Annotated in this window: 21 protein-coding genes; 15 read left to right on the top strand and 6 right to left on the bottom strand. The window is 63.2% G+C overall.

Going from position 1 to position 17738, the window contains the following annotated elements:
* Positions 1-42: 42 nt before the first annotated feature.
* Genes SKA53_RS05525 through cysE form a run of 13 tightly spaced genes read left to right on the top strand, consistent with a single transcriptional unit; the run spans position 43 to position 9951 of the window.
* A complete protein-coding gene (locus SKA53_RS05525) occupies positions 43-630 on the top strand; it encodes a head-tail connector protein (RefSeq protein WP_007205093.1) in 588 nt (195 codons plus the stop codon).
* Positions 627-965: a head-tail adaptor protein gene (locus tag SKA53_RS05520; RefSeq protein ID WP_007205092.1), complete on the top strand. Its 339-nt coding sequence runs from the start codon at positions 627-629 to the stop codon at positions 963-965. Before SKA53_RS05525 ends, SKA53_RS05520 begins: the two co-directional genes overlap by 4 nt.
* Positions 962-1375: a DUF3168 domain-containing protein gene (locus SKA53_RS05515; RefSeq protein WP_007205091.1), complete on the top strand. Its 414-nt coding sequence runs from the start codon at positions 962-964 to the stop codon at positions 1373-1375. Before SKA53_RS05520 ends, SKA53_RS05515 begins: the two co-directional genes overlap by 4 nt.
* Before the next feature lie 24 nt (positions 1376-1399).
* Positions 1400-1816, top strand: a complete 417-nt coding sequence (locus tag SKA53_RS05510) for a phage major tail protein, TP901-1 family (protein ID WP_007205090.1) — start codon at positions 1400-1402, stop codon at positions 1814-1816.
* On the top strand, positions 1816-2130 hold the full coding sequence (locus SKA53_RS05505; protein WP_007205089.1) for a gene transfer agent family protein: 315 nt from the start codon (positions 1816-1818) through the stop codon (positions 2128-2130). The genes SKA53_RS05510 and SKA53_RS05505 overlap by 1 nt, the downstream gene beginning before the upstream one ends.
* Positions 2127-2330: a rcc01693 family protein gene (locus tag SKA53_RS05500; RefSeq protein ID WP_007205088.1), complete on the top strand. Its 204-nt coding sequence runs from the start codon at positions 2127-2129 to the stop codon at positions 2328-2330. Before SKA53_RS05505 ends, SKA53_RS05500 begins: the two co-directional genes overlap by 4 nt.
* The gene (locus tag SKA53_RS05495; protein WP_050752668.1) at positions 2323-2982 is read left to right on the top strand and encodes a phage tail tape measure protein; all 660 of its coding nucleotides are present in this window, start codon (positions 2323-2325) and stop codon (positions 2980-2982) included. Before SKA53_RS05500 ends, SKA53_RS05495 begins: the two co-directional genes overlap by 8 nt.
* A gap of 10 nt (positions 2983-2992) precedes the next feature.
* Positions 2993-3622 (top strand): DUF2460 domain-containing protein, encoded by a 630-nt coding sequence (locus tag SKA53_RS05490; RefSeq protein ID WP_007205086.1) that lies wholly within the window; start codon positions 2993-2995, stop codon positions 3620-3622.
* Positions 3619-4500, top strand: a complete 882-nt coding sequence (locus tag SKA53_RS05485) for a DUF2163 domain-containing protein (protein WP_007205085.1) — start codon at positions 3619-3621, stop codon at positions 4498-4500. Before SKA53_RS05490 ends, SKA53_RS05485 begins: the two co-directional genes overlap by 4 nt.
* Positions 4497-4931 carry a peptidase gene (locus tag SKA53_RS05480; protein WP_007205084.1) on the top strand — a complete coding sequence of 145 codons (435 nt, stop codon included), beginning with the start codon at positions 4497-4499 and terminating at the stop codon, positions 4929-4931. Before SKA53_RS05485 ends, SKA53_RS05480 begins: the two co-directional genes overlap by 4 nt.
* Position 4932: 1 nt before the next feature.
* Positions 4933-8796 (top strand): baseplate multidomain protein megatron, encoded by a 3864-nt coding sequence (locus SKA53_RS05475; protein ID WP_007205083.1) that lies wholly within the window; start codon positions 4933-4935, stop codon positions 8794-8796.
* The gene (locus SKA53_RS05470; RefSeq protein WP_007205082.1) at positions 8793-9125 is read left to right on the top strand and encodes a hypothetical protein; all 333 of its coding nucleotides are present in this window, start codon (positions 8793-8795) and stop codon (positions 9123-9125) included. Before SKA53_RS05475 ends, SKA53_RS05470 begins: the two co-directional genes overlap by 4 nt.
* Positions 9126-9141: 16 nt before the next feature.
* Positions 9142-9951 carry a serine O-acetyltransferase gene (cysE, locus tag SKA53_RS05465; protein WP_040482813.1) on the top strand — a complete coding sequence of 270 codons (810 nt, stop codon included), beginning with the start codon at positions 9142-9144 and terminating at the stop codon, positions 9949-9951.
* A 55-nt stretch (positions 9952-10006) separates the two neighbouring features.
* On the opposite strand, the gene SKA53_RS05460 is transcribed toward cysE, so the two are convergent.
* The 6 genes from SKA53_RS05460 to SKA53_RS05435 form a co-directional block, all read right to left on the bottom strand.
* Positions 10007-11317 carry a pyruvate dehydrogenase complex dihydrolipoamide acetyltransferase gene (locus tag SKA53_RS05460; RefSeq protein WP_007205080.1) on the bottom strand — a complete coding sequence of 437 codons (1311 nt, stop codon included), beginning with the start codon at positions 11315-11317 and terminating at the stop codon, positions 10007-10009.
* A gap of 12 nt (positions 11318-11329) precedes the next feature.
* Positions 11330-12703 carry a pyruvate dehydrogenase complex E1 component subunit beta gene (locus SKA53_RS05455; protein ID WP_007205079.1) on the bottom strand — a complete coding sequence of 458 codons (1374 nt, stop codon included), beginning with the start codon at positions 12701-12703 and terminating at the stop codon, positions 11330-11332.
* 3 nt (positions 12704-12706) lie between these two features.
* Positions 12707-13717: a pyruvate dehydrogenase (acetyl-transferring) E1 component subunit alpha gene (gene pdhA, locus SKA53_RS05450; RefSeq protein WP_040483151.1), complete on the bottom strand. Its 1011-nt coding sequence runs from the start codon at positions 13715-13717 to the stop codon at positions 12707-12709.
* A gap of 181 nt (positions 13718-13898) precedes the next feature.
* The gene (locus SKA53_RS05445) at positions 13899-14198 is read right to left on the bottom strand and encodes an FtsB family cell division protein (RefSeq protein WP_040482812.1); all 300 of its coding nucleotides are present in this window, start codon (positions 14196-14198) and stop codon (positions 13899-13901) included.
* Between the two features lie 88 nt (positions 14199-14286).
* Positions 14287-15216 (bottom strand): class I fructose-bisphosphate aldolase, encoded by a 930-nt coding sequence (locus SKA53_RS05440; protein WP_007205076.1) that lies wholly within the window; start codon positions 15214-15216, stop codon positions 14287-14289.
* A gap of 177 nt (positions 15217-15393) precedes the next feature.
* Positions 15394-16569, bottom strand: coding sequence for a phosphoglycerate kinase (locus SKA53_RS05435; RefSeq protein WP_040483150.1), 1176 nt, complete (start codon positions 16567-16569; stop codon positions 15394-15396).
* A gap of 128 nt (positions 16570-16697) precedes the next feature.
* Here SKA53_RS05435 and SKA53_RS05430 point away from each other — a divergent pair, with 128 nt between their 5' ends.
* Positions 16698-17204, top strand: a complete 507-nt coding sequence (locus SKA53_RS05430) for a peptidylprolyl isomerase (protein ID WP_007205074.1) — start codon at positions 16698-16700, stop codon at positions 17202-17204.
* Positions 17197-17738, top strand: a 542-nt coding sequence (locus tag SKA53_RS05425; protein WP_007205073.1) for a peptidylprolyl isomerase, incomplete at its 3' end; no start/stop codon positions are given. The genes SKA53_RS05430 and SKA53_RS05425, both read left to right, overlap by 8 nt.

Raw genomic sequence — 17738 nt, 5'->3', positions numbered from 1 at the left:
TGTGTCCGGGATAGCTGTGCCATATGAACTCGGAGCAAATCCATGATGTTAGTCGAAGAAAATCCGGTACCCGACGCGGTTTTGCCGGTGGCGCAGCTGAAAGAATATCTGCGCCTTGCCACGGGTTTTGTCGATGATGCCGATCAGGACGGGCTGTTGTTGCGGCATCTGCGCGCCGCCATGGCCGCGATCGAGGCACGCACTGGCAAGATCCTGATTGACCGCGATTTCACCTGGACCCTGCGTGCCTGGCGCGATCCGGTGCGTCAGCTGCTGCCGATCGCGCCGGTCAATGCCATCGTGCATGTCACGCAGCTGGCCCATGACGGGGCCGCAACCCTCACCGACCCCGCCACATGGTATCTGGTGGCTGATGCGACGCGCCCCGCGCTGGTGGCCAAGGGTGGGGTGTTGCCGCCGGTGCCGCCGCATGGGTCGGTGCGGATCGGGCTGATGGCGGGGTTCGGGCCGGACTGGTCGGACCTGCCTGCCGATCTGGCACAGGCCAGCCTGATGCTGGCCGCCCATCATTACGACAGCCGCCATGATATGGCCATCGCCGCCCTGCCGCCCAGCGTCACCGCCATGGTGGACAGGTTCCGCGATCTGCGTCTGGGGGGGCGGGCATGAGCATTCCGCAAATGACCCGCGCGCTGGTGCTGGAACACCGCGTGCAGACCCCTGATGGCGCAGGTGGTTTCAGCAGCGACTGGCAGAGCTTGGGCCGCGTCTGGGCCGCAATCAAGCCCGGCACCGGGCGGGAGGCAGCGGCGCTGTCGGCCAGCCTGTCGCGCGTGCCTTACCAGATCATCCTGCGTGCCGCGCCTCATGGTGCGCCATCGCGCCCGCAACCGGGCCAAAGGTTCCGGCTGGGCGCGCGGTTGTTCGCCATCGCGGCGGTGACCGAGGCTGATGACAAGGGTCTGTATCTGACCTGCACCGCAACCGAGGAGGTGGCCACATGACCTATGCCATCGCGGCCGCGCTGCAGACGGCGGTTTATACACGGCTGAGTGCTGATCCGGCACTTGCCACGCTGGTGGGGGCTGCGATCTATGACGCGGTGCCTGCCGGTCCCTTGCCGCCGCTTTATGTGGTGCTGGGCAACGAGGATGTGCGCGATGCCTCCGACAAGACCGGCAATGGCGCCACGCATGCGCTGAGCATTGATGTACTGAGCGAGGCGGCAGGGTTCGCCGGTGCCAAGGCCGCGGCCGGCGCTGTCTGCGATGCGCTGCTGGATGCGCCATTGACGCTGTCGCGCGGCACGCTGGTCGGCCTGCATTTCACCAAGGCCAAGGCCGCGCGCACCAGCACCGGCAACATGCGCCAGATCACCCTGACCTTTCGCGCCCGTGTGGCCGACGACATTTAACCCCGATCATAAAGGAGAGCCCCGATGGTGGCCCAGAACGGAAAAGACCTGCTGATCAAGATCGACATGACCGGCGATGGCCAGTTTGAAACCTTGGCCGGCCTGCGCGCGACGCGGATCAGCCTGAATGCGGAAACGGTGGATGTGACCAGCCTTGACAGCACCGGGGGCTGGCGCGAATTGCTGGGCGGTGCGGGGGTGAAAACCGCCGCGATTTCCGGCGCGGGCGTGTTCAAGGATGACGCCACGGACGAGCGCGCGCGCCAGATTTTCTTTGGCGGGCTGATGCCGGATTTTCAGGTCATCATCCCCGGTTTCGGCATGCTGCAAGGCGCTTTCCAGATCACCGGCATTGATTACGCAGGCAGCCATAACGGCGAGGCGAGCTATGAAATCGCGCTGGCGTCGGGCGGCGCCTTGCAATTCGTGGCGCTGGTCTGATGGCCAATCCTTTCGCGGGTGAAGTGGCCGTCACCATCGGTGACAGCGTGATCGAGGCCAAGCTGACGCTGGGTGCTTTGGCCGAGCTGGAAGCGACCCTGCAAACCGGGTCGCTGGTCGATCTGGTGGCGCGGTTTGAATGTGGTGCGTTTTCCAGCCGCGATGTGATGGCCGTGATCGTGGCAGGGCTGCGCGGCGGCGGCTGGCGCGGACAGGCGGATGATCTGCTGGCGGTGGATTTTCCCGGCGGGCCGCTGGGTGCGGCACGGCTGGCCGCGCGCCTGCTGGCGCGGGCCTTCACAGTGCCGCAATGACACCGCTGGACTGGGCAGGGCTGATGCGCGCGGGGCTTTGCAGCTTGCGCCTGTCGCCTGCCGTCTTTTGGGCGCTGACGCCTGCGGAACTGCAATTGATGCTGGGCGCGCAGGCCGGGCCTGCGCCGATGACGCGCGCGGGGCTGGATGCGCTGGCGCGCGCCTTTCCCGATGATCCAATAGGGTATGAAGATGAATGATCTTGACCGGCTTGATGCCTTTGACAGCGATATTTCCGCGCTGGAACGCAGCCTTGGCGATGTGTCGGCTGTCACGGCGGCCTTTGAGGCGCAATTGCGCGGCACGCAAACTGCGCTGAGCGATACGACCCGCGATCTGGGCAATCTCGAACGGGGGTTCTCAAACGGATTGCGCCGCGCGCTGGATGGGCTGGTGCTGGATGGCAAGACCCTGTCGGATGTCTTTGCCGGTCTGGGCCGGTCGATGTCTGGCACGGTCTATAATGCCGCGCTGAAACCTGTGACCGACCATTTCGGCGGGATGCTGGCAGGGGGGCTGAACAGCCTGGTCTCCGGCCTGATGCCCTTTGCCGATGGTGCGCCGTTTTCGCAAGGCCGCGTGATGCCCTTTGCCAAGGGTGGGATCGTGTCCAGCCCCACGACATTCCCGATGCGCGGCGGCACCGGATTGATGGGCGAGGCGGGGCCAGAGGCGATCATGCCACTGGCGCGCGGCCCTGACGGGCGGCTGGGCGTGCGCGGCGGTGGTGGCGGTGGCGTGCATGTCACCATGCAGATCACCACACCCGATGTGCAGGGCTTCCAGCGCAGCCAGTCGCAGATCGCACAGCAGATGGCGCGCGCGATGCAGCGCAGCCAGCGCAACAGCTAAGGACAACGCGATGTTTCACGAGATCAGATTTCCCGCCAACCTGTCATTCGGCGCCACCGGCGGGCCGGAACGGCGCACCGAGGTGGTCACCCTTGCCAATGGATACGAGGAACGCAACACGCCTTGGGCGCATGCGCGCAGGCGTTATGACGCGGGGCTGGGGCTGAGCGCGCTGGACGATCTGGCGGTGCTGATCGCGTTTTTCGAGGCGCGCCAAGGCCAGTTGATCGGTTTTCGCTGGAAAGACTGGTCGGATTACAAATCCTGCCTGCCCTCGCAGGATACTGCAGGGCCGGACCAGTTGATCGGTCTGGGTGACGAGCTGACCACGCAATTCCAGCTGTCCAAGACCTATCGGTCGGGCGAGACCAGCTATATCCGCCCCATCACGAAACCCGTCGCAGGCACGATCCGTGTCAGCCGTGGGGGTGATGCGATGGTCGCAGGGGTGGATTATACCGTCGATGTTACGACCGGCATCGTCAGTTTCACCGATCCGCCCGACATTGGCGCGCAAATCAGGGCGGCGTTCGAATTTGACGTGCCGGTGCGTTTTGCCACCGATACGATCCGCACATCCATGTCACGCTTTCAGGCGGGCGAGGCCCCCGACGTGCCGGTGATCGAGGTGCGGATATGACCGGGCTTGCCGCACATCTGGCAGGTGGCGCGACGCAGACCTGCCATTGCTGGGCCGTCACCCGTCTTGACGGGGTGACCTTGGGGTTCACCGACCATGATCTGCCGCTGAGCTTTGACGGTATCCGCTTTGCCCCTGACACGGGTCTGTCTGCGCGCGCCTTGTCCAGCACCACGGGGCTGTCGGTGAACAATACCGAGGCGCTGGGCGCGCTGTCGTCGGATGCGATATCTGAGGCCGATATCACCGCGGGCCGCTATGACGGGGCCATGGTGCGCATCTGGCAGGTGCGCTGGGATGCGCTGGCCGACCGCGCACTGCAATTTGCGGGCATCCTGGGCGAGATCACCCGCGCCAAAGGTGGCTTTCAGGCCGAACTTCGCGGGCTGACCGAGATGCTGAACCAGCCGCAGGGGCGGTCATATCTGACGCAATGCTCCGCTGTGTTGGGGGATGCGCGTTGCCGGTTCGCGCTGGATGATCCGGCCTACCGGTTCAGCGCACAGCCTGTCGCGGTGCAAGATAACCGTGTGTTCCGTTTTGCGGGGCAGGCCATGTTCAACGATGGCTGGTTTGAGGCGGGGCAATTGCAGGTCACCACCGGCCCTGCCGCTGGCCTGTCGGGGGTGGTGAAATCCGACCGGCTGTTGAACGCGGTACGCGAGATTACGCTGTGGGACCCGATCCGCGCAGGCATTGGCGTGGCGGATATGTTGACCCTGACCGCGGGCTGCGACAAGGCGGCTGTGACCTGCCGCGTGAAATTTGCCAATCTGCTGAACTTTCAGGGCTTTCCCGATATCCCGGGCGATGATTGGCTGGTCGCTGTGCCGCGCAGCGACAGCAACCTGACCGGCCAAAGCCGGCGCAACCCATGACGCCGCCCGTGGTACTGGCCGCGCGGGACTGGATCGGTACGCCCTATCTGCACCAAGCGGCGGCCAAGGGTGTCGGTTGCGATTGTCTGGGCCTGTTGCGCGGGCTTTGGCGTGAATTGCATGGGGCAGAGCCGGAACAGGTTCCGGCCTACACGCCCGATTGGTCCGAACCGCAGGGGCAGGAACGGCTGTGGCAGGCCGCGCTGCGCCATATGCCGCCCGCCACGGGGCCGCTGGCGGCGGGCGATGTGCTGTTGTTTCGGATGCGCGCGGGCGGGGTGGCCAAGCATCTGGGGCTGGTGTCAGTCACCGGCGCCGCCCCTGCGTTCATTCACGCCTATAGCGGGCATGGCGTTGTCGAAAGCCCGCTGAGCGCACCTTGGGCGCGCCGGATCGCGGCGCGTTTCCTCTTTGCACAAAGGATCATCTGATATGGCAACGATTGTTCTTGCGGCGGCGGGCATGGCGCTGGGCGGCTCGGTGGGTGGCACCGTCATGGGGCTGTCGATGGCGGCGGCGGGTCGTGCGGCGGGCGCGATGATCGGCGCGCGGATCGACCAGCGCCTGATGGGCGCGGGCAGCGCTGCGGTGGACACCGGCCGCGTTGACCGGTTCCGCCTGACGGGGGCTGCCGAAGGCCGCGATATCGGGCAGGTTTATGGCCGCATGCGCGTGGGGGGCCAAGTGATCTGGGCCAGCCATTTCACCCAATCCAGCACCACGACCGGCGGTGGCAAAGGCGCGCCTGCCGCGCCAAGGACCACGACCTATAGCTACCGCGCGAGCTTTGCCTTGGCTTTGTGCGAAGGGCCGATCAGCCGTGTGGGCCGGATCTGGGCCGATGGGGTGGAAATCGCGCCCGATGATCTGAACATGCGGGTCTATACCGGCAGTGCCGACCAATTCCCCGACCCCAAGATGGAGGCCGTCGAAGGTGCAGGCCATGTCCCCGCCTATCGCGGCACCGCCTATGTGGTGATCGAGGATCTGGATCTGGGCGGCTTTGGCAACCGCATTCCGCAACTGACCTTCGAGGTGATCCGCGCCGGGCTGGACGGGGGCCTTGCTGCTGTCGTGCAAGGCGTGGCGCTGATCCCCGGCACCGGCGAATACGGGCTGGCGACGCAGCCTGTGTATCTGTCGCCACGTTTTGGCGAACAGGTGGCGGTGAATATGAACGCGCCGTCCGGCCAGACCGATTACACCCATGCGATGGATGCGCTGCAAGGTGATCTGCCTGCCTGCACATCCTTGGTGCTGGTGGTGTCATGGTTTGGCGATGACCTGCGCTGTGGCGATTGCACCGTGCTGCCAAAGGTCGAACAGAACGATGTGGATGCACAGGCGATGCCGTGGCGCGTGTCGGGCCTGACCCGGGCGACTGCCTCGCGTGTGGCCTTTGACGCAGGCGCGCCGGTTTATGGCGGCACGCCTGCGGATGCGGCGGTGGTGCAGGCAATCATCGACCAGCGCGCGCGCGGCATTGCAGCGGTGTTTTATCCGTTCATCCTGATGGAACAGCTGGCGGGAAACGATCTGCCCGATCCGTGGACCGGCGACATCGGCCAGCCCGCCTTGCCATGGCGCGGGCGGATCACGGCGGCGGGCAATGGCACAGCGACAGCGGCGGCCGAGGTGGCGGCGTTCATGGGCGCAGCGCAACCTGCGCATTTCAGCGTCCAAGGCACGCGGGTCGATTATACCGGCCCGGCCAATGGCGGCTACCGGCGGTTCATTTTGCATTACGCGCATCTATGTGCGGCGGCGGGCGGGGTCGATGCTTTTTGTATCGGCTCGGAAATGCGCGGGCTGACGCAGGTGCGCAGCAGTGATGGCAGCTTTCCGGCGGTGGCGGCCCTGCGCGCGCTGGCCGGTGATGTGCGCGCGATCCTCGGGCCTGATTGCAAGATCAGCTATGCTGCCGATTGGTCGGAATATCACGGGTATCAGCCCGCAGGGACGGCGGACAAGATTTTTCACCTTGACCCGCTTTGGGCTGACCCCAACGTGGATTTCATCGGGATCGACAATTACATGCCGCTGGCCGATTGGCGCGATGGCGATACCCATGCCGATGCCAGCGCAGGCGCGATCCATGATCTGGCCTATCTGCGCGGCAATATCGCAGGTGGTGAAGGCTATGACTGGTTTTATCCCACACCAGAGGCCCGCGATGCCCAACGCCGTGAACCCATCACCGATGGTCTGGGCGAGCCGTGGATCTGGCGCACCAAGGATATCGTCAATTGGTGGGGCCAGCCGCATCATGACCGCGTGGGGGGCCTGCGCAGTGCCACCCCCACCGCATGGGTGCCGCAATCCAAACCGGTCTGGTTTACCGAATATGGCTGTGCGGCCATCGACAAAGGCGCCAACCAGCCCAACAAGTTTCTGGATGCCAAATCATCGGAATCCGGCCTGCCGCATTATTCCAACGGCCAGCGCGATGATCTGATGCAGATGCAATATCTGCGCGCGATGACGCAGCATTATGCCGACCCTGCCAATAATCCCGTCTCGTCCGTCTATGGTGGGCCGATGGTCGATACAGGCCGGATGCATGTCTGGGCATGGGATGCGCGGCCCTATCCGTTCTTTCCGGCCAATCGCACCCTGTGGGCCGATGCGGGCAATTACGCGCGCGGGCATTGGTTGGGCGGGCGGGCGACCAACCTGCCGCTGGCCTCGGTTGTCGCGGCGATTTGCGAGGCTGCGGGGATTGTGGCCTATGATGTCTCGCGGCTGTTTGGCATCGTGCGCGGCTATCTGCTGGATCATGCGGCCAGCGGGCGGGCGGCCTTGCAGCCCTTGATGCTGGCCTACGGGTTTGATGCGGTCGAACAGGGTGGTACGCTGATTTTCCGCAATCGCACGGCACGGATCAGCGCGCAGCTGGGATTGGCCGATCTGGCGCTTGACCCCGAACAGGATCAGGCATGGTCGCTGACCCGCGCGCCTGCGTCAGAGACCGCACAGCGCGTGCAGGTGCTGCATCTGGATGCCGATGGCGATTATGAACCCGCCGCCGCCGATGCCGCCCATGCCGATGCGACCAGCCTTGCCGTGGCGCGGCATGAATTGCCCTTGGCGCTGACCCGTGCCGAAGGCCGCGCCATCGCGACACGCTGGCTGCAAGAGGCGCGGGTTGCGCGCGACAGTATCACCTTCGCGCTGCCGCCCTCGCGTGCGGTGGGGGCGGGCGATGTGGTTGCTGTCGATCTGCCCGGGCATGCGGGGGATTACCGCATCGACCGGATTGAAGATGCGGGTCTGCAATTGGTTGACGCCACGCGGATCAGTGCTGGCACCTATCAGCCTGTCCGGTCCGAGGATCAGGCCGCCGTGCTGAAACCCTTTGCCGCCCCCGTGCCGGTGGAATTGCTGTTTCTTGATCTGCCCTTGCTGCGCGGCGATGAAATCCCCCATGCGCCGCATCTGGCGGTGGCGGGCGCACCTTGGCCGGGGTCGGTGGCGGTTTACGGTGCCGCGCAGGACAGCGATTATGCCTTGCAGGACATTATCCGCGATCCCGCCGGCATTGGCGAGACGCTGACGCCCCTGCCGCGCGGGCGGGCGGGGCTGTGGGACCGGCAGGCGGGGTTTGATGTGCGGTTGCTGACCGGCGCGCTGGGCAGTGCCACGGCGCAGGCGGTGCTGGCGGGGGCGAACCTGCTGGCCATCGGTGACGGATCGCCTGACGCGTGGGAAGTGCTGCAATTCCGTGATGCCACGCCTTTGGGTGCGGGTGCGTTCCGGTTGCGCGGGCTTTTGCGCGGGCAGGCGGGCAGTCGCGGGATCATGCCGGATCTGTGGCCTGCGGGGTCACGCGTTGTGGTGCTCGACACCCGTGTTGACCAGCTGGTGCTGGCGTCTTCTGCGCGCGGTGCGGCGCGCCATTTCCGCTATGGCCCGGCCAAGCGGCCCTTGGGTGATCCCAGTTTCCGCTATACCGTCGCGGCGTTCCAAGGCAACGGGCTGCGGCCCTATCCGGTGGCGCATCTGCGCGCGCGGCAGGCGGCGGACGGGCTGCATCTGTCATGGATCAGGTGCAGCCGGATTGACGGCGATCTTTGGGGCGACGCGGATGTGCCGTTGGGCGAGGCGGTGGAAAGTTATCAGCTCCGCGTGATCCGTGACGGGATCATCCGCCGCAGCGTGACATTGGACGCGCCGGTTTGGCATTATCCCGCGAGCCTGATTGCCGCCGATCATGGCGGGGCGGCCTATCGCGTCGAAGTTGCACAAGTGTCCGACCGGTTCGGTCCCGGCCCCTTTACCGCGCGGATCGTCGGGTGAGGGGGCTGCAACTGGCCGATCTGGAACTGGCCACGCGGGCCTTGCTGCTGCTGCCCGCCTGCGAAAGAGCCGCCCTTTTGGCGCGGCTGCTCGATATGGCACGGCGTGGCGCGGCGCATCATGCGGCCTGTGGCACGGCGCATCCCGATCATGGCACCGGCACGCTGATGTCGGCGCTGTCGCGCGTATCAATCGCGCCGCGCCCAGCCGTGCTGACACGGGACTATCTGCACTGTCTGGCTTTTGTGGCCATCACGATTGGTGATGTGATGGATGACACCTTTGATATTGGCGATGGCACCCTATCTGGGTTACACAGGACATCTTGAAAACAGGATCGATGCCATGCGCCAGCCAAAACCCGCCCTGACCGAAATTGACCCAGTCTGGCACCGCATCCGGCAAGAAGCCGAAGACGCCATCGTCTCTGAGCCGCTGATCGGCGGGCTGGTCCATGCGGGCGTGTTGCATCATACGACATTCGCGGCGGCGCTTGGCTACCGGATTTCGCTGAAACTGGCCTCGGCGGAGATGTCGGAACAGATTTTGCGCGAAACCGCCAATGCCGCCTATGCCGCTGATCCCGCGCTGGCGCTGGCCGCGCGTGCCGATCTGGTTGCGATCTATGACCGCGATCCGGCCTGCCACCGGCTGATCCAGCCTTTGCTGTTCTTCAAGGGGTTTCAGGCGGTCCAGGCGTACCGGCTGGGGCATTACCTGTGGACCCAAGGGCGGCGCGACATGGCTTATTTCATCCAGATGCGGGTGAGCGAGGTATTCGGCGTCGATATCCACCCTGCCGCCCGTATGGGCAAGGGGATCATGATTGATCATGCTCATTCCGTGGTGATCGGGGAAACGGCTGTGGTCGGTGATAATGTGTCGATGCTGCATTCGGTCACTTTGGGCGGCACCGGCAAGGAAGATGACGACCGCCACCCCAAGATCGGCAATGGCGTGCTGATCGGGGCGGGGGCCAAGGTGTTGGGCAATATCAAGGTCGGCCATTGCAGCCGGATCGCGGCGGGGTCCGTCGTGCTGGACGATGTGCCGCCGATGAAGACCGTGGCGGGCGTGCCTGCGCGCATCGTGGGCGAGGCAGGCTGTTCACAGCCTTCGGTGACGATGGATCATCTGTTCGATCACGACCACTGAACGCAAAACGCCGGCCACACAGGACCGGCGTTTTGTTTTTCTCTGACCAGCTTAATCAGGCCAGCATGGTCAGAGGGTTTTCCAGATTGTCCTTGATCGCGGCCAGCAGGTTCGCACCCAAGGCGCCATCAATGACGCGGTGATCTACCGACAGGGTGACAGACATGATCGTCGCCACAGCCAATGCGCCATCCTTGCCCACGATAGGCTTTTTGACGCCTGCACCCACGGCGAGGATCGCGGCATGTGGCGGATTGATGATCGCGTCGAAATTGTCGATGCCGAACATGCCAAGGTTTGAGATCGCGAAACTGCCGCCTTGGTATTCCTGCGGGGCGAGTTTGCGGTCGCGCGCGCGGGTGGCCAAGTCTTTCATTTCCGCGGACAGCGCCGAAAGCGATTTCATTTCCGCATCGCGCAGGACGGGGGTGAACAGCCCGCCTTCGATCGCGACAGCCACGGCCACATCGGATTTTGCGAACTTCAGCGTGCGGTCACCGGCCCAGACGGCATTGGCGTCAGGCACCTGTTGCAGCGCCAGCGCGCAGGCTTTGATGATGAAATCATTGACCGACAGTTTGACGCCGCGCCCTTCAAGCTGGGCGTTGAGCTGACCACGAAAAGCCATCAGCGCATCGAGGTTGATATCGCGGCGCAGATAAAAATGCGGCACCGATTGCTTGGCTTCGGTCAGACGGGCGGCGATGGTTTTGCGCATCCCGTCAAGCTTGACCTCGGTGTAGGGACGGCCGTCATACATCTTGATAACGGCGTCGGTGCTGGGGCCAGTTGCCATGGTGGTGGCGGCTTTGGGGGCTTCGGCCTTGGGGGCCGCTGCCGTGGTGGGGGCGTGCGTGGCACCGGCCTTGGCGGTTTGCACATCGGCCTTGACGATCCGGCCATGCGGGCCGGAGCCGCTGACACCTGCCAGATCGAGACCCTTTTCAGCCGCGATGCGGCGGGCGAGGGGGGAGGCGAAAACGCGGCTGCTGTCCTTGGCGGGGGCTACGGCGGGTGCGGCGGCTGCGGCGCGAGGCCCCGGCGCGGGGGCCGGGGCGTCAGCTTTCTTCGCCGACGCGTCCCGGGCTTCACCCGGGACCTTGCTGATATCACCGGCTGATTCACCCTCTTCCAACAGCACGGCGATCACGTCGTTGACTTTGACGCCTTCGGTGCCCTCAGCGATCATGATCTTGCCCATGATCCCTTCGTCCACGGCCTCGAATTCCATCGTGGCCTTGTCGGTTTCGATTTCGGCCAGAATGTCACCTGACGACACTTTGTCGCCTTCCTTGACATGCCATTTGGCCAGCGTGCCTTCCTCCATCGTGGGCGACAGGGCGGGCATCAGAATTTCTGTAGGCATCGCATTGTCTCCTTAGCGGTAGGTCACTTGCTTGCAGGCGGCGACGACTTCATCGACGGTCAGCAAGGCGTGTTTTTCAAGGTTGGCGGCATAGGGCATCGGCACATCCTTGCCGGTGCAATTGATCACGGGTGCATCCAGATAATCGAATGCCTGCTGCATGATCACCGAACTGATGTAGCTGCCGACGCTGCCTTGCGGCCAGCCTTCTTCGACGGTGACGCAGCGGTTGGTCTTGCGCACGGACGCCAGGATGGTTTCGGTATCCATCGGGCGGATCGAGCGCAGATTGATCACCTCGGCGCTGATCCCTTCTGCGGCCAGTTTTTCGGCCGCTTGCAGCGCATAGGTCATGCCGATGCTAAAGCTGACGATGGTCACATCAGTGCCGGCGCGTTCGATTTTCGCCTTGCCGAAGGGAATGGTGAAATCATCCATGACCGGCACGTCAAAGGATTTGCCGTACATGATTTCGTTTTCCAGAAAGATCACCGGATTGGGGTCGCGGATCGCGGATTTGAGCAGCCCCTTGGCATCGGCAGCGGAATAGGGGGCGACGACCTTGAGACCGGGGATCTGCATGTACCAGGCGGTATAATCCTGGCTGTGCTGCGCACCCACGCGGGCAGCGGCGCCGTTGGGACCGCGAAACACCATCGGTGCGCCCATCTGCCCACCCGACATATAAAGCGTCTTGGCGGCAGAGTTGATGATGTGGTCGATCGCCTGCATGGCAAAGTTGAAGGTCATGAATTCGACGATGGGCTTGAGCCCGCCAAAGGCCGCTCCGGTGGCGATGCCGGCAAAGCCGTGTTCGGTGATCGGCGTGTCGATCACGCGTTTGGCGCCGAATTCGTCCAGCAGGCCCTGACTGATCTTATAGGCACCCTGATATTCGGCCACTTCTTCGCCCATCAGGAACACATCCGCGTCGCGGCGCATTTCTTCGGCCATCGCATCGCGCAAGGCTTCGCGGACCGTGGTTGGTTTCATCGCGACATCGGCGGGCCAATCGGGGCTGACATCGGCCACGGGGGCTGCGGGTTTGGCGACTGCGGGGGCCTTGGTGGATGGTTGAGGCCCCGGCGCGGGGGCCGGGGCGGCCGCGTCGCGGGCTTGCCCCGGAGCCTCGTCCGCACTTTCGCCCTCTTCGACCAGCACGGCGATGGCGGTGTTGACCTTGACGCCCTCGGTGCCCTCAGCGATCAGGATTTTGCCGATCACACCTTCGTCCACGGCCTCGAATTCCATCGTGGCCTTGTCGGTTTCGATTTCGGCCAGAATGTCACCGGAGGACACTTTGTCGCCTTCCTTGACCAGCCATTTGGCCAAAGTGCCTTCTTCCATCGTCGGGGACAGGGCGGGCATCAGAATTTCAATTGCCATGCGTCAAGCCTCCTGCGGGATTTCTGTGGCGTAGATGTCGGTCCAAAGCTCGTCGAGATGCGGCTCCGGGCTTTCTTTGGAAAACTCGGCGGCATCGTTGACGATGGCCTTGATTTCCTTGTCGATGGCCTTGAGGTCATCATCGGTCGCGTGTTTGCCGGTCAGCAGCATATCGCGGACCTGTTCGATCGGGTCGCGTTCGTCGCGCATTTTCTGCACTTCGTCGCGGGTGCGGTATTTGGCGGGATCAGACATCGAATGGCCGCGATAGCGGTAGGTCTTGACCTCAAGAATATAAGGCCCCTTGCCTGAACGGCAGTGGGCAACAGCCCTTTCGCCCGCTTCCTTGACAGCCAGCACATTCATGCCGTCCACTTCTTCGCCCTTGATGCCATAAGCGGCACCGCGTTCCCACAGGCTTGGCGATTTGGTTGACCGCACGACGGAGGTGCCCATCGCATAGCCGTTGTTTTCAATCACGAAAATCACCGGCAAATCCCACAGCTGCGCCATGTTGTAGGTTTCATAAACCTGCCCCTGGTTTGCAGCCCCATCCCCGAAATAGGCGAATGTGACGCGGTCATTGCCTTTGTATTTATCCGAAAACGCCAGACCCGCACCAAGAGGCACCTGCGCGCCCACAATGCCATGCCCGCCGTAAAAATGTTTCTCTTTCGAGAACATATGCATCGAACCGCCCTTGCCCTTGGAAAAGCCGCCCTCGCGCCCGGTCAATTCGGCCATGATCCCTTTTGGGTCCATGCCGCAGGCCAGCATATGGCCATGGTCGCGGTAGGATGTGACGCGCTTGTCGCCTTCACCGGCCGCAGCTTCCAGCCCTACAACGACGGCTTCCTGTCCGATGTAAAGGTGGCAAAAGCCGCCGATCAGGCCCATGCCATAAAGCTGGCCTGCCTTTTCCTCGAACCGCCGGATCAGCAGCATTTCACGGTAATGGCCCAGCAATTCTTCGGCTGAGACATTGGATTTCGCGGCGGCCTGTTTTGGCGGCATCGGCATTCCTCCAGCGGTTTGGTATATAGTTTAGTATTAAACTATCTTTTAGAGCATCTGGAACGGGATTGCCACCATGAATATGACGCAACGGCACGGGGGCAGGTCTGCATCTGGTGCAAGGCTGGCTGACCGGCTGCGCCGGGCCTTCGGCGAGGATATTTATCCTCTGACGATGGGATCAGCGGATCACGATTTCATCGGCGCGGATCAGGCCCAACAGGTGGCGCGCCTGTTCATCCAGCAGATCAAGGTCCAGAAAATTATCCGACAAGCGCGTGGTCAGGTTTTCCATCCGCGCGACCTCGGCCTGCAAACCGGCCAGTTCGAGGCGCAGGGCTGCAGATTCGGCGCGGACTTCGACACGTTTGAACAGGCCATAATCGCCTTGCACGGCGGCAAAGGTGAAATACAGACCCAGCACGATCATCCCGAGAAAGTATAAAGTCGCCCCAATGGCCGGCCGGCTGCGTCTGAACATCTGCGATCCTCTGCTGTCGCCTCTGGCGGGCGACTGCCATCAGAATCGCATATCCGATTCGCAAAGGGAATCCCTAAAATGCGCGCGGTCAGTCACGTCCGCGATAGATATCGACCAGTTTGCCCAGCATCTCCAGCGCATCGGCGCGGTCGCGCTGGAACGAATTGCGCCCGATGATCGACCCGTTGCCGCCGCCATCGCGGATCGCGCGTGCATCGTCATAGACCGCATCGGCACCTTTGGCGGCACCGCCCGAAAACACCGTGATCCGGCGCCCGTTGAACGCGGCCTGCATGCAATGGCGCACGCGCGCGGCCTGTGTGGCGATGTCGATACCTTTGTCCTGATAGACCTTTTTCGCCTCTGGCAGGGACAGATGGTCGGTCGAGAGTTTGATCTTGATGATATGCGCCCCCAGCAGCGCCGCGATCTGGGCGGCATAAGCGGCGATATCAATCGCGGTTTCGCCGTCTTTGTCCAAATCCTCGCCGCGTGGATACGACCAGATCACGGTGGCGATGCCTTTGGCCGCAGCCTCGGCGCGCATGGCGGCGATATCGCTGAACATGTCCAATGCGGCCGATGATCCGGGGTAGATCGTGAACCCGATCGCCGAACACCCCAGCCGCAGCGCGTCATCCACGCAGGCGGTGATAGCTTGGGTTTTAGGGGCGGCGTCGGGGATCAGGGAATTGGCGGAATTGACCTTGAGGATTGTGGGGATCTGGCCTGCGAATGTATCGGCGCCAGCCTCGATCATCCCCAAAGGTGCTGCATAGGCGTTCAGCCCGGCATCAATTGCCAGCTGGTAATGGTAATGCGGATCATAGGCGGCGGGATTGGGCGCAAAGGACCGCGCAGGCCCGTGTTCAAACCCCTGATCGACCGGCAGGATGATCATCTTGCCGGTGCCACCCAGTTTGCCGGTCATCAAGATACGGGCGAGGTTGGCTTTGACGCCCGGGGTTTCGCCTTCGTAATGGCCGAGGATTTTCTGGACAGCGCGGGTGGTTTTCATGTGCTTGGCCCTTTTGGCAGCAGTGGTTGCGCAAGGGTTAGGACGGCGCGGCGCAGGTTGCAAATATGTTAGCGCGAACGGACGGGATGTTATCGCAAACGGCGCGCGGGGGGGCGGCCATGGGTCGGGAATAACCCCGACCAACAGGCGTAAGGCGGCGTTCACCCCGCCCACCGATCACCCCAATGCTGCGACACCCGGCAGGGTCTTGCCTTCCATCCATTCCAGAAACGCGCCGCCTGCGCCGGAAATATAGGTGAAATCATCGGCCACGCCGGCCTGATTTAACGCCGACACCGTATCGCCACCACCGGCGACGGAAATCAGCTTGCCTGCCTGCGTCAGACCGGCGGCATGGCGCGCGGCGGCATTGGTGGCGGCATCGAACGGAGCGATTTCAAACGCGCCCAAAGGGCCGTTCCAGACCAGTGTTTTGGCGCGGTCCAGCACGGCGTTGATATAGGCGACCGTCGCAGGGCCAGCATCAAGGATCATCGCGTCATCTGGGCAGGCATCGGGGGCGCAGGTTTCACTGGCCGCCCCCGCCTTGAAGTCACGCGCCACCACGATGTCGCGCGGCAGGATGATTTCGCAGCCCGTGGCCTGCGCCTTGGCCAGAATGGCGCGGGCGGTGTCGGCAAGATCATGTTCGCACAAAGATTTTCCGACATTGATGCCTTGTGCGGCCAGAAACGTATTGGCCATGCCGCCGCCGATCACCAGATGGTCCACCTTGCCCACCAGATTGCCCAGCAGGTCCAGCTTGGTCGATACTTTTGCCCCACCGACAACCGCCACCACGGGACGGGCGGGGTTGCCAAGGGCCGCATCCAGCGCGCCCAGTTCCTCCTCCATCAAGCGGCCCGCGCAGGATGGCAGCAGATGGGCGATGGCCTCGGTGCTGGCATGCGCGCGGTGGGCGGCGGAAAAGGCGTCGTTGACATAGATATCGCCAAGGCTGGCCAGACGCGCGGCAAAGGCTGCGTCATTGTTTTCTTCGCCCGGATGAAAGCGCAGGTTTTCCAACAGCAGGACCTCTTCATCCTCCATCTCGTCCACGGCTTCGGCATAGTTGGAACTGACGAAGGTGACCGTCAGCCCCAGCACATCGGCCACGGTGCCGGCAATATGTTCAAGCGACATTTCCGGCACCACGCGGCCCTTGGGTCGGTCGAAATGCGCCAGCAGGATCACCTTGCCGCCCTGTGCATGGATGTCGTCAACCGTGGGGATGATCCGTTCGATCCGGCTGGTATCTGTCACGACGCCGTTTTCCACCGGCACGTTGATATCGACCCGCACCAATGCGCGTTTGCCTGCGAAATCCATGTCGTCGAGTGTTTTCCAGCCCATGTGATCCATCCTTCGGGGTTGCTTGGCGCTTTGTTGCGGCAAGGATGTGCCCGCGTCAACAGCGCCGCCTTGGCTTTTGCGCGCATCCGCCATATGTCCAAGCCCAATCACCCTGCAAGGAGCCCCAAATGGCCGAGATCAAAGACCCCGAAAACACCATCATCATGACCCTCAAGGACGGTGATGTCATCATCCAGCTTTTGCCCGATGTCGCCCCCGGCCATGTCGCGCGGATGAAGGAACTGGCCCGCGCCGGTGCCTATGACAATGTCTGCTTTCACCGCGTGATCGACGGTTTCATGGCGCAGACGGGCGATGTGGCCAATGGCAATATGGAACAGGATTTCAACATCCGCCGCGCTGGCACAGGCGGGTCGGATCTGCCCGACCTGAAGGCGGAGTTTTCCAAGCTGCCGCATGCGCGCGGGTCCATCGGCGCGGCGCGGTCGTCCAGCCCGGATTCGGCCAACAGCCAGTTTTTTATCAATTTCAAGGATAATGATTTTCTCAACGGTCAATATACTGTCTATGGGCAGGTCATTTCCGGTATGGACCATGTCGATGCCATCACCCGTGGTGAGCCACCCGTCGCCCCCGACCGCATGATCAGCGTCAAGGTGGCCGCCGATGTATAAGCATCTGATCGCACTGGCCGTGCTGGCTGGTCCCGCCTTTGGCGCGGGTCTCGAAATCGACATCGCGGGCGAAGCGAACGGCACCATCACCATCGATCTGTTCGAGGATGTGGCCCCGCTGCACACCGCCCAGATCACCGCGATTGCCGCACAGGGCGGGTATGACAACGTGGTCTTCCACCGCGTGATCGACGGGTTCATGGCGCAGACCGGTGATGTGGAAAACGGCGTGATGGGCAGTGATCTGTCGCGCGCGGGCATGGGCGGGTCGGCGTTCGATGACATTCCGGCCGAATTTTCGGAGCTGCCGTTTGAACGCGGTGTTGTCGGCATGGCGCGGTCGCAAAACCCCAATTCCGCGAACAGCCAGTTTTTCATCATGTTCGAGCCGGGCTATTTCCTGAATGGTCAATATACGGTCGTGGGGCAGGTCACCGCAGGCATGGAGATTGTCGATGCAATCAAACGTGGCACCGGGGCTAATGGCGCCGTGATCGGCCAGCCTGACATGATGGCCGCCGTGCGGGTGACCGA

Source organism: Yoonia vestfoldensis SKA53 (genome assembly GCF_000152785.1).
GTDB classification, from domain to species: domain Bacteria; phylum Pseudomonadota; class Alphaproteobacteria; order Rhodobacterales; family Rhodobacteraceae; genus Yoonia; species Yoonia vestfoldensis_A.
The sequence above is the reverse complement of the archived record's forward strand: the minus strand, read 5'-3'. Positions and strand labels throughout refer to the sequence as shown.

Excerpts from the sequence above, each read along its gene's own strand:
- SKA53_RS05525 (WP_007205093.1), top strand. The coding sequence starts at position 43 with ATGATGTTAGTCGAAGAAAATCCGGTACCCGACGCGGTTTTGCCGGTG.
- SKA53_RS05520 (WP_007205092.1), top strand. The coding sequence starts at position 627 with ATGAGCATTCCGCAAATGACCCGCGCGCTGGTGCTGGAACACCGCGTG.
- SKA53_RS05515 (WP_007205091.1), top strand. The coding sequence starts at position 962 with ATGACCTATGCCATCGCGGCCGCGCTGCAGACGGCGGTTTATACACGG.
- SKA53_RS05510 (WP_007205090.1), top strand. The coding sequence starts at position 1,400 with ATGGTGGCCCAGAACGGAAAAGACCTGCTGATCAAGATCGACATGACC.
- SKA53_RS05505 (WP_007205089.1), top strand. The coding sequence starts at position 1,816 with ATGGCCAATCCTTTCGCGGGTGAAGTGGCCGTCACCATCGGTGACAGC.
- SKA53_RS05500 (WP_007205088.1), top strand. The coding sequence starts at position 2,127 with ATGACACCGCTGGACTGGGCAGGGCTGATGCGCGCGGGGCTTTGCAGC.
- SKA53_RS05495 (WP_050752668.1), top strand. The coding sequence starts at position 2,323 with ATGAATGATCTTGACCGGCTTGATGCCTTTGACAGCGATATTTCCGCG.
- SKA53_RS05490 (WP_007205086.1), top strand. The coding sequence starts at position 2,993 with ATGTTTCACGAGATCAGATTTCCCGCCAACCTGTCATTCGGCGCCACC.
- SKA53_RS05485 (WP_007205085.1), top strand. The coding sequence starts at position 3,619 with ATGACCGGGCTTGCCGCACATCTGGCAGGTGGCGCGACGCAGACCTGC.
- SKA53_RS05480 (WP_007205084.1), top strand. The coding sequence starts at position 4,497 with ATGACGCCGCCCGTGGTACTGGCCGCGCGGGACTGGATCGGTACGCCC.
- SKA53_RS05475 (WP_007205083.1), top strand. The coding sequence starts at position 4,933 with ATGGCAACGATTGTTCTTGCGGCGGCGGGCATGGCGCTGGGCGGCTCG.
- cysE (WP_040482813.1), top strand. The coding sequence starts at position 9,142 with ATGCGCCAGCCAAAACCCGCCCTGACCGAAATTGACCCAGTCTGGCAC.
- SKA53_RS05460 (WP_007205080.1), bottom strand. The coding sequence starts at position 11,317 with ATGCCTACAGAAATTCTGATGCCCGCCCTGTCGCCCACGATGGAGGAA.
- SKA53_RS05455 (WP_007205079.1), bottom strand. The coding sequence starts at position 12,703 with ATGGCAATTGAAATTCTGATGCCCGCCCTGTCCCCGACGATGGAAGAA.
- pdhA (WP_040483151.1), bottom strand. The coding sequence starts at position 13,717 with ATGCCGCCAAAACAGGCCGCCGCGAAATCCAATGTCTCAGCCGAAGAA.
- SKA53_RS05445 (WP_040482812.1), bottom strand. The coding sequence starts at position 14,198 with ATGTTCAGACGCAGCCGGCCGGCCATTGGGGCGACTTTATACTTTCTC.
- SKA53_RS05440 (WP_007205076.1), bottom strand. The coding sequence starts at position 15,216 with ATGAAAACCACCCGCGCTGTCCAGAAAATCCTCGGCCATTACGAAGGC.
- SKA53_RS05435 (WP_040483150.1), bottom strand. The coding sequence starts at position 16,569 with ATGGGCTGGAAAACACTCGACGACATGGATTTCGCAGGCAAACGCGCA.
- SKA53_RS05430 (WP_007205074.1), top strand. The coding sequence starts at position 16,698 with ATGGCCGAGATCAAAGACCCCGAAAACACCATCATCATGACCCTCAAG.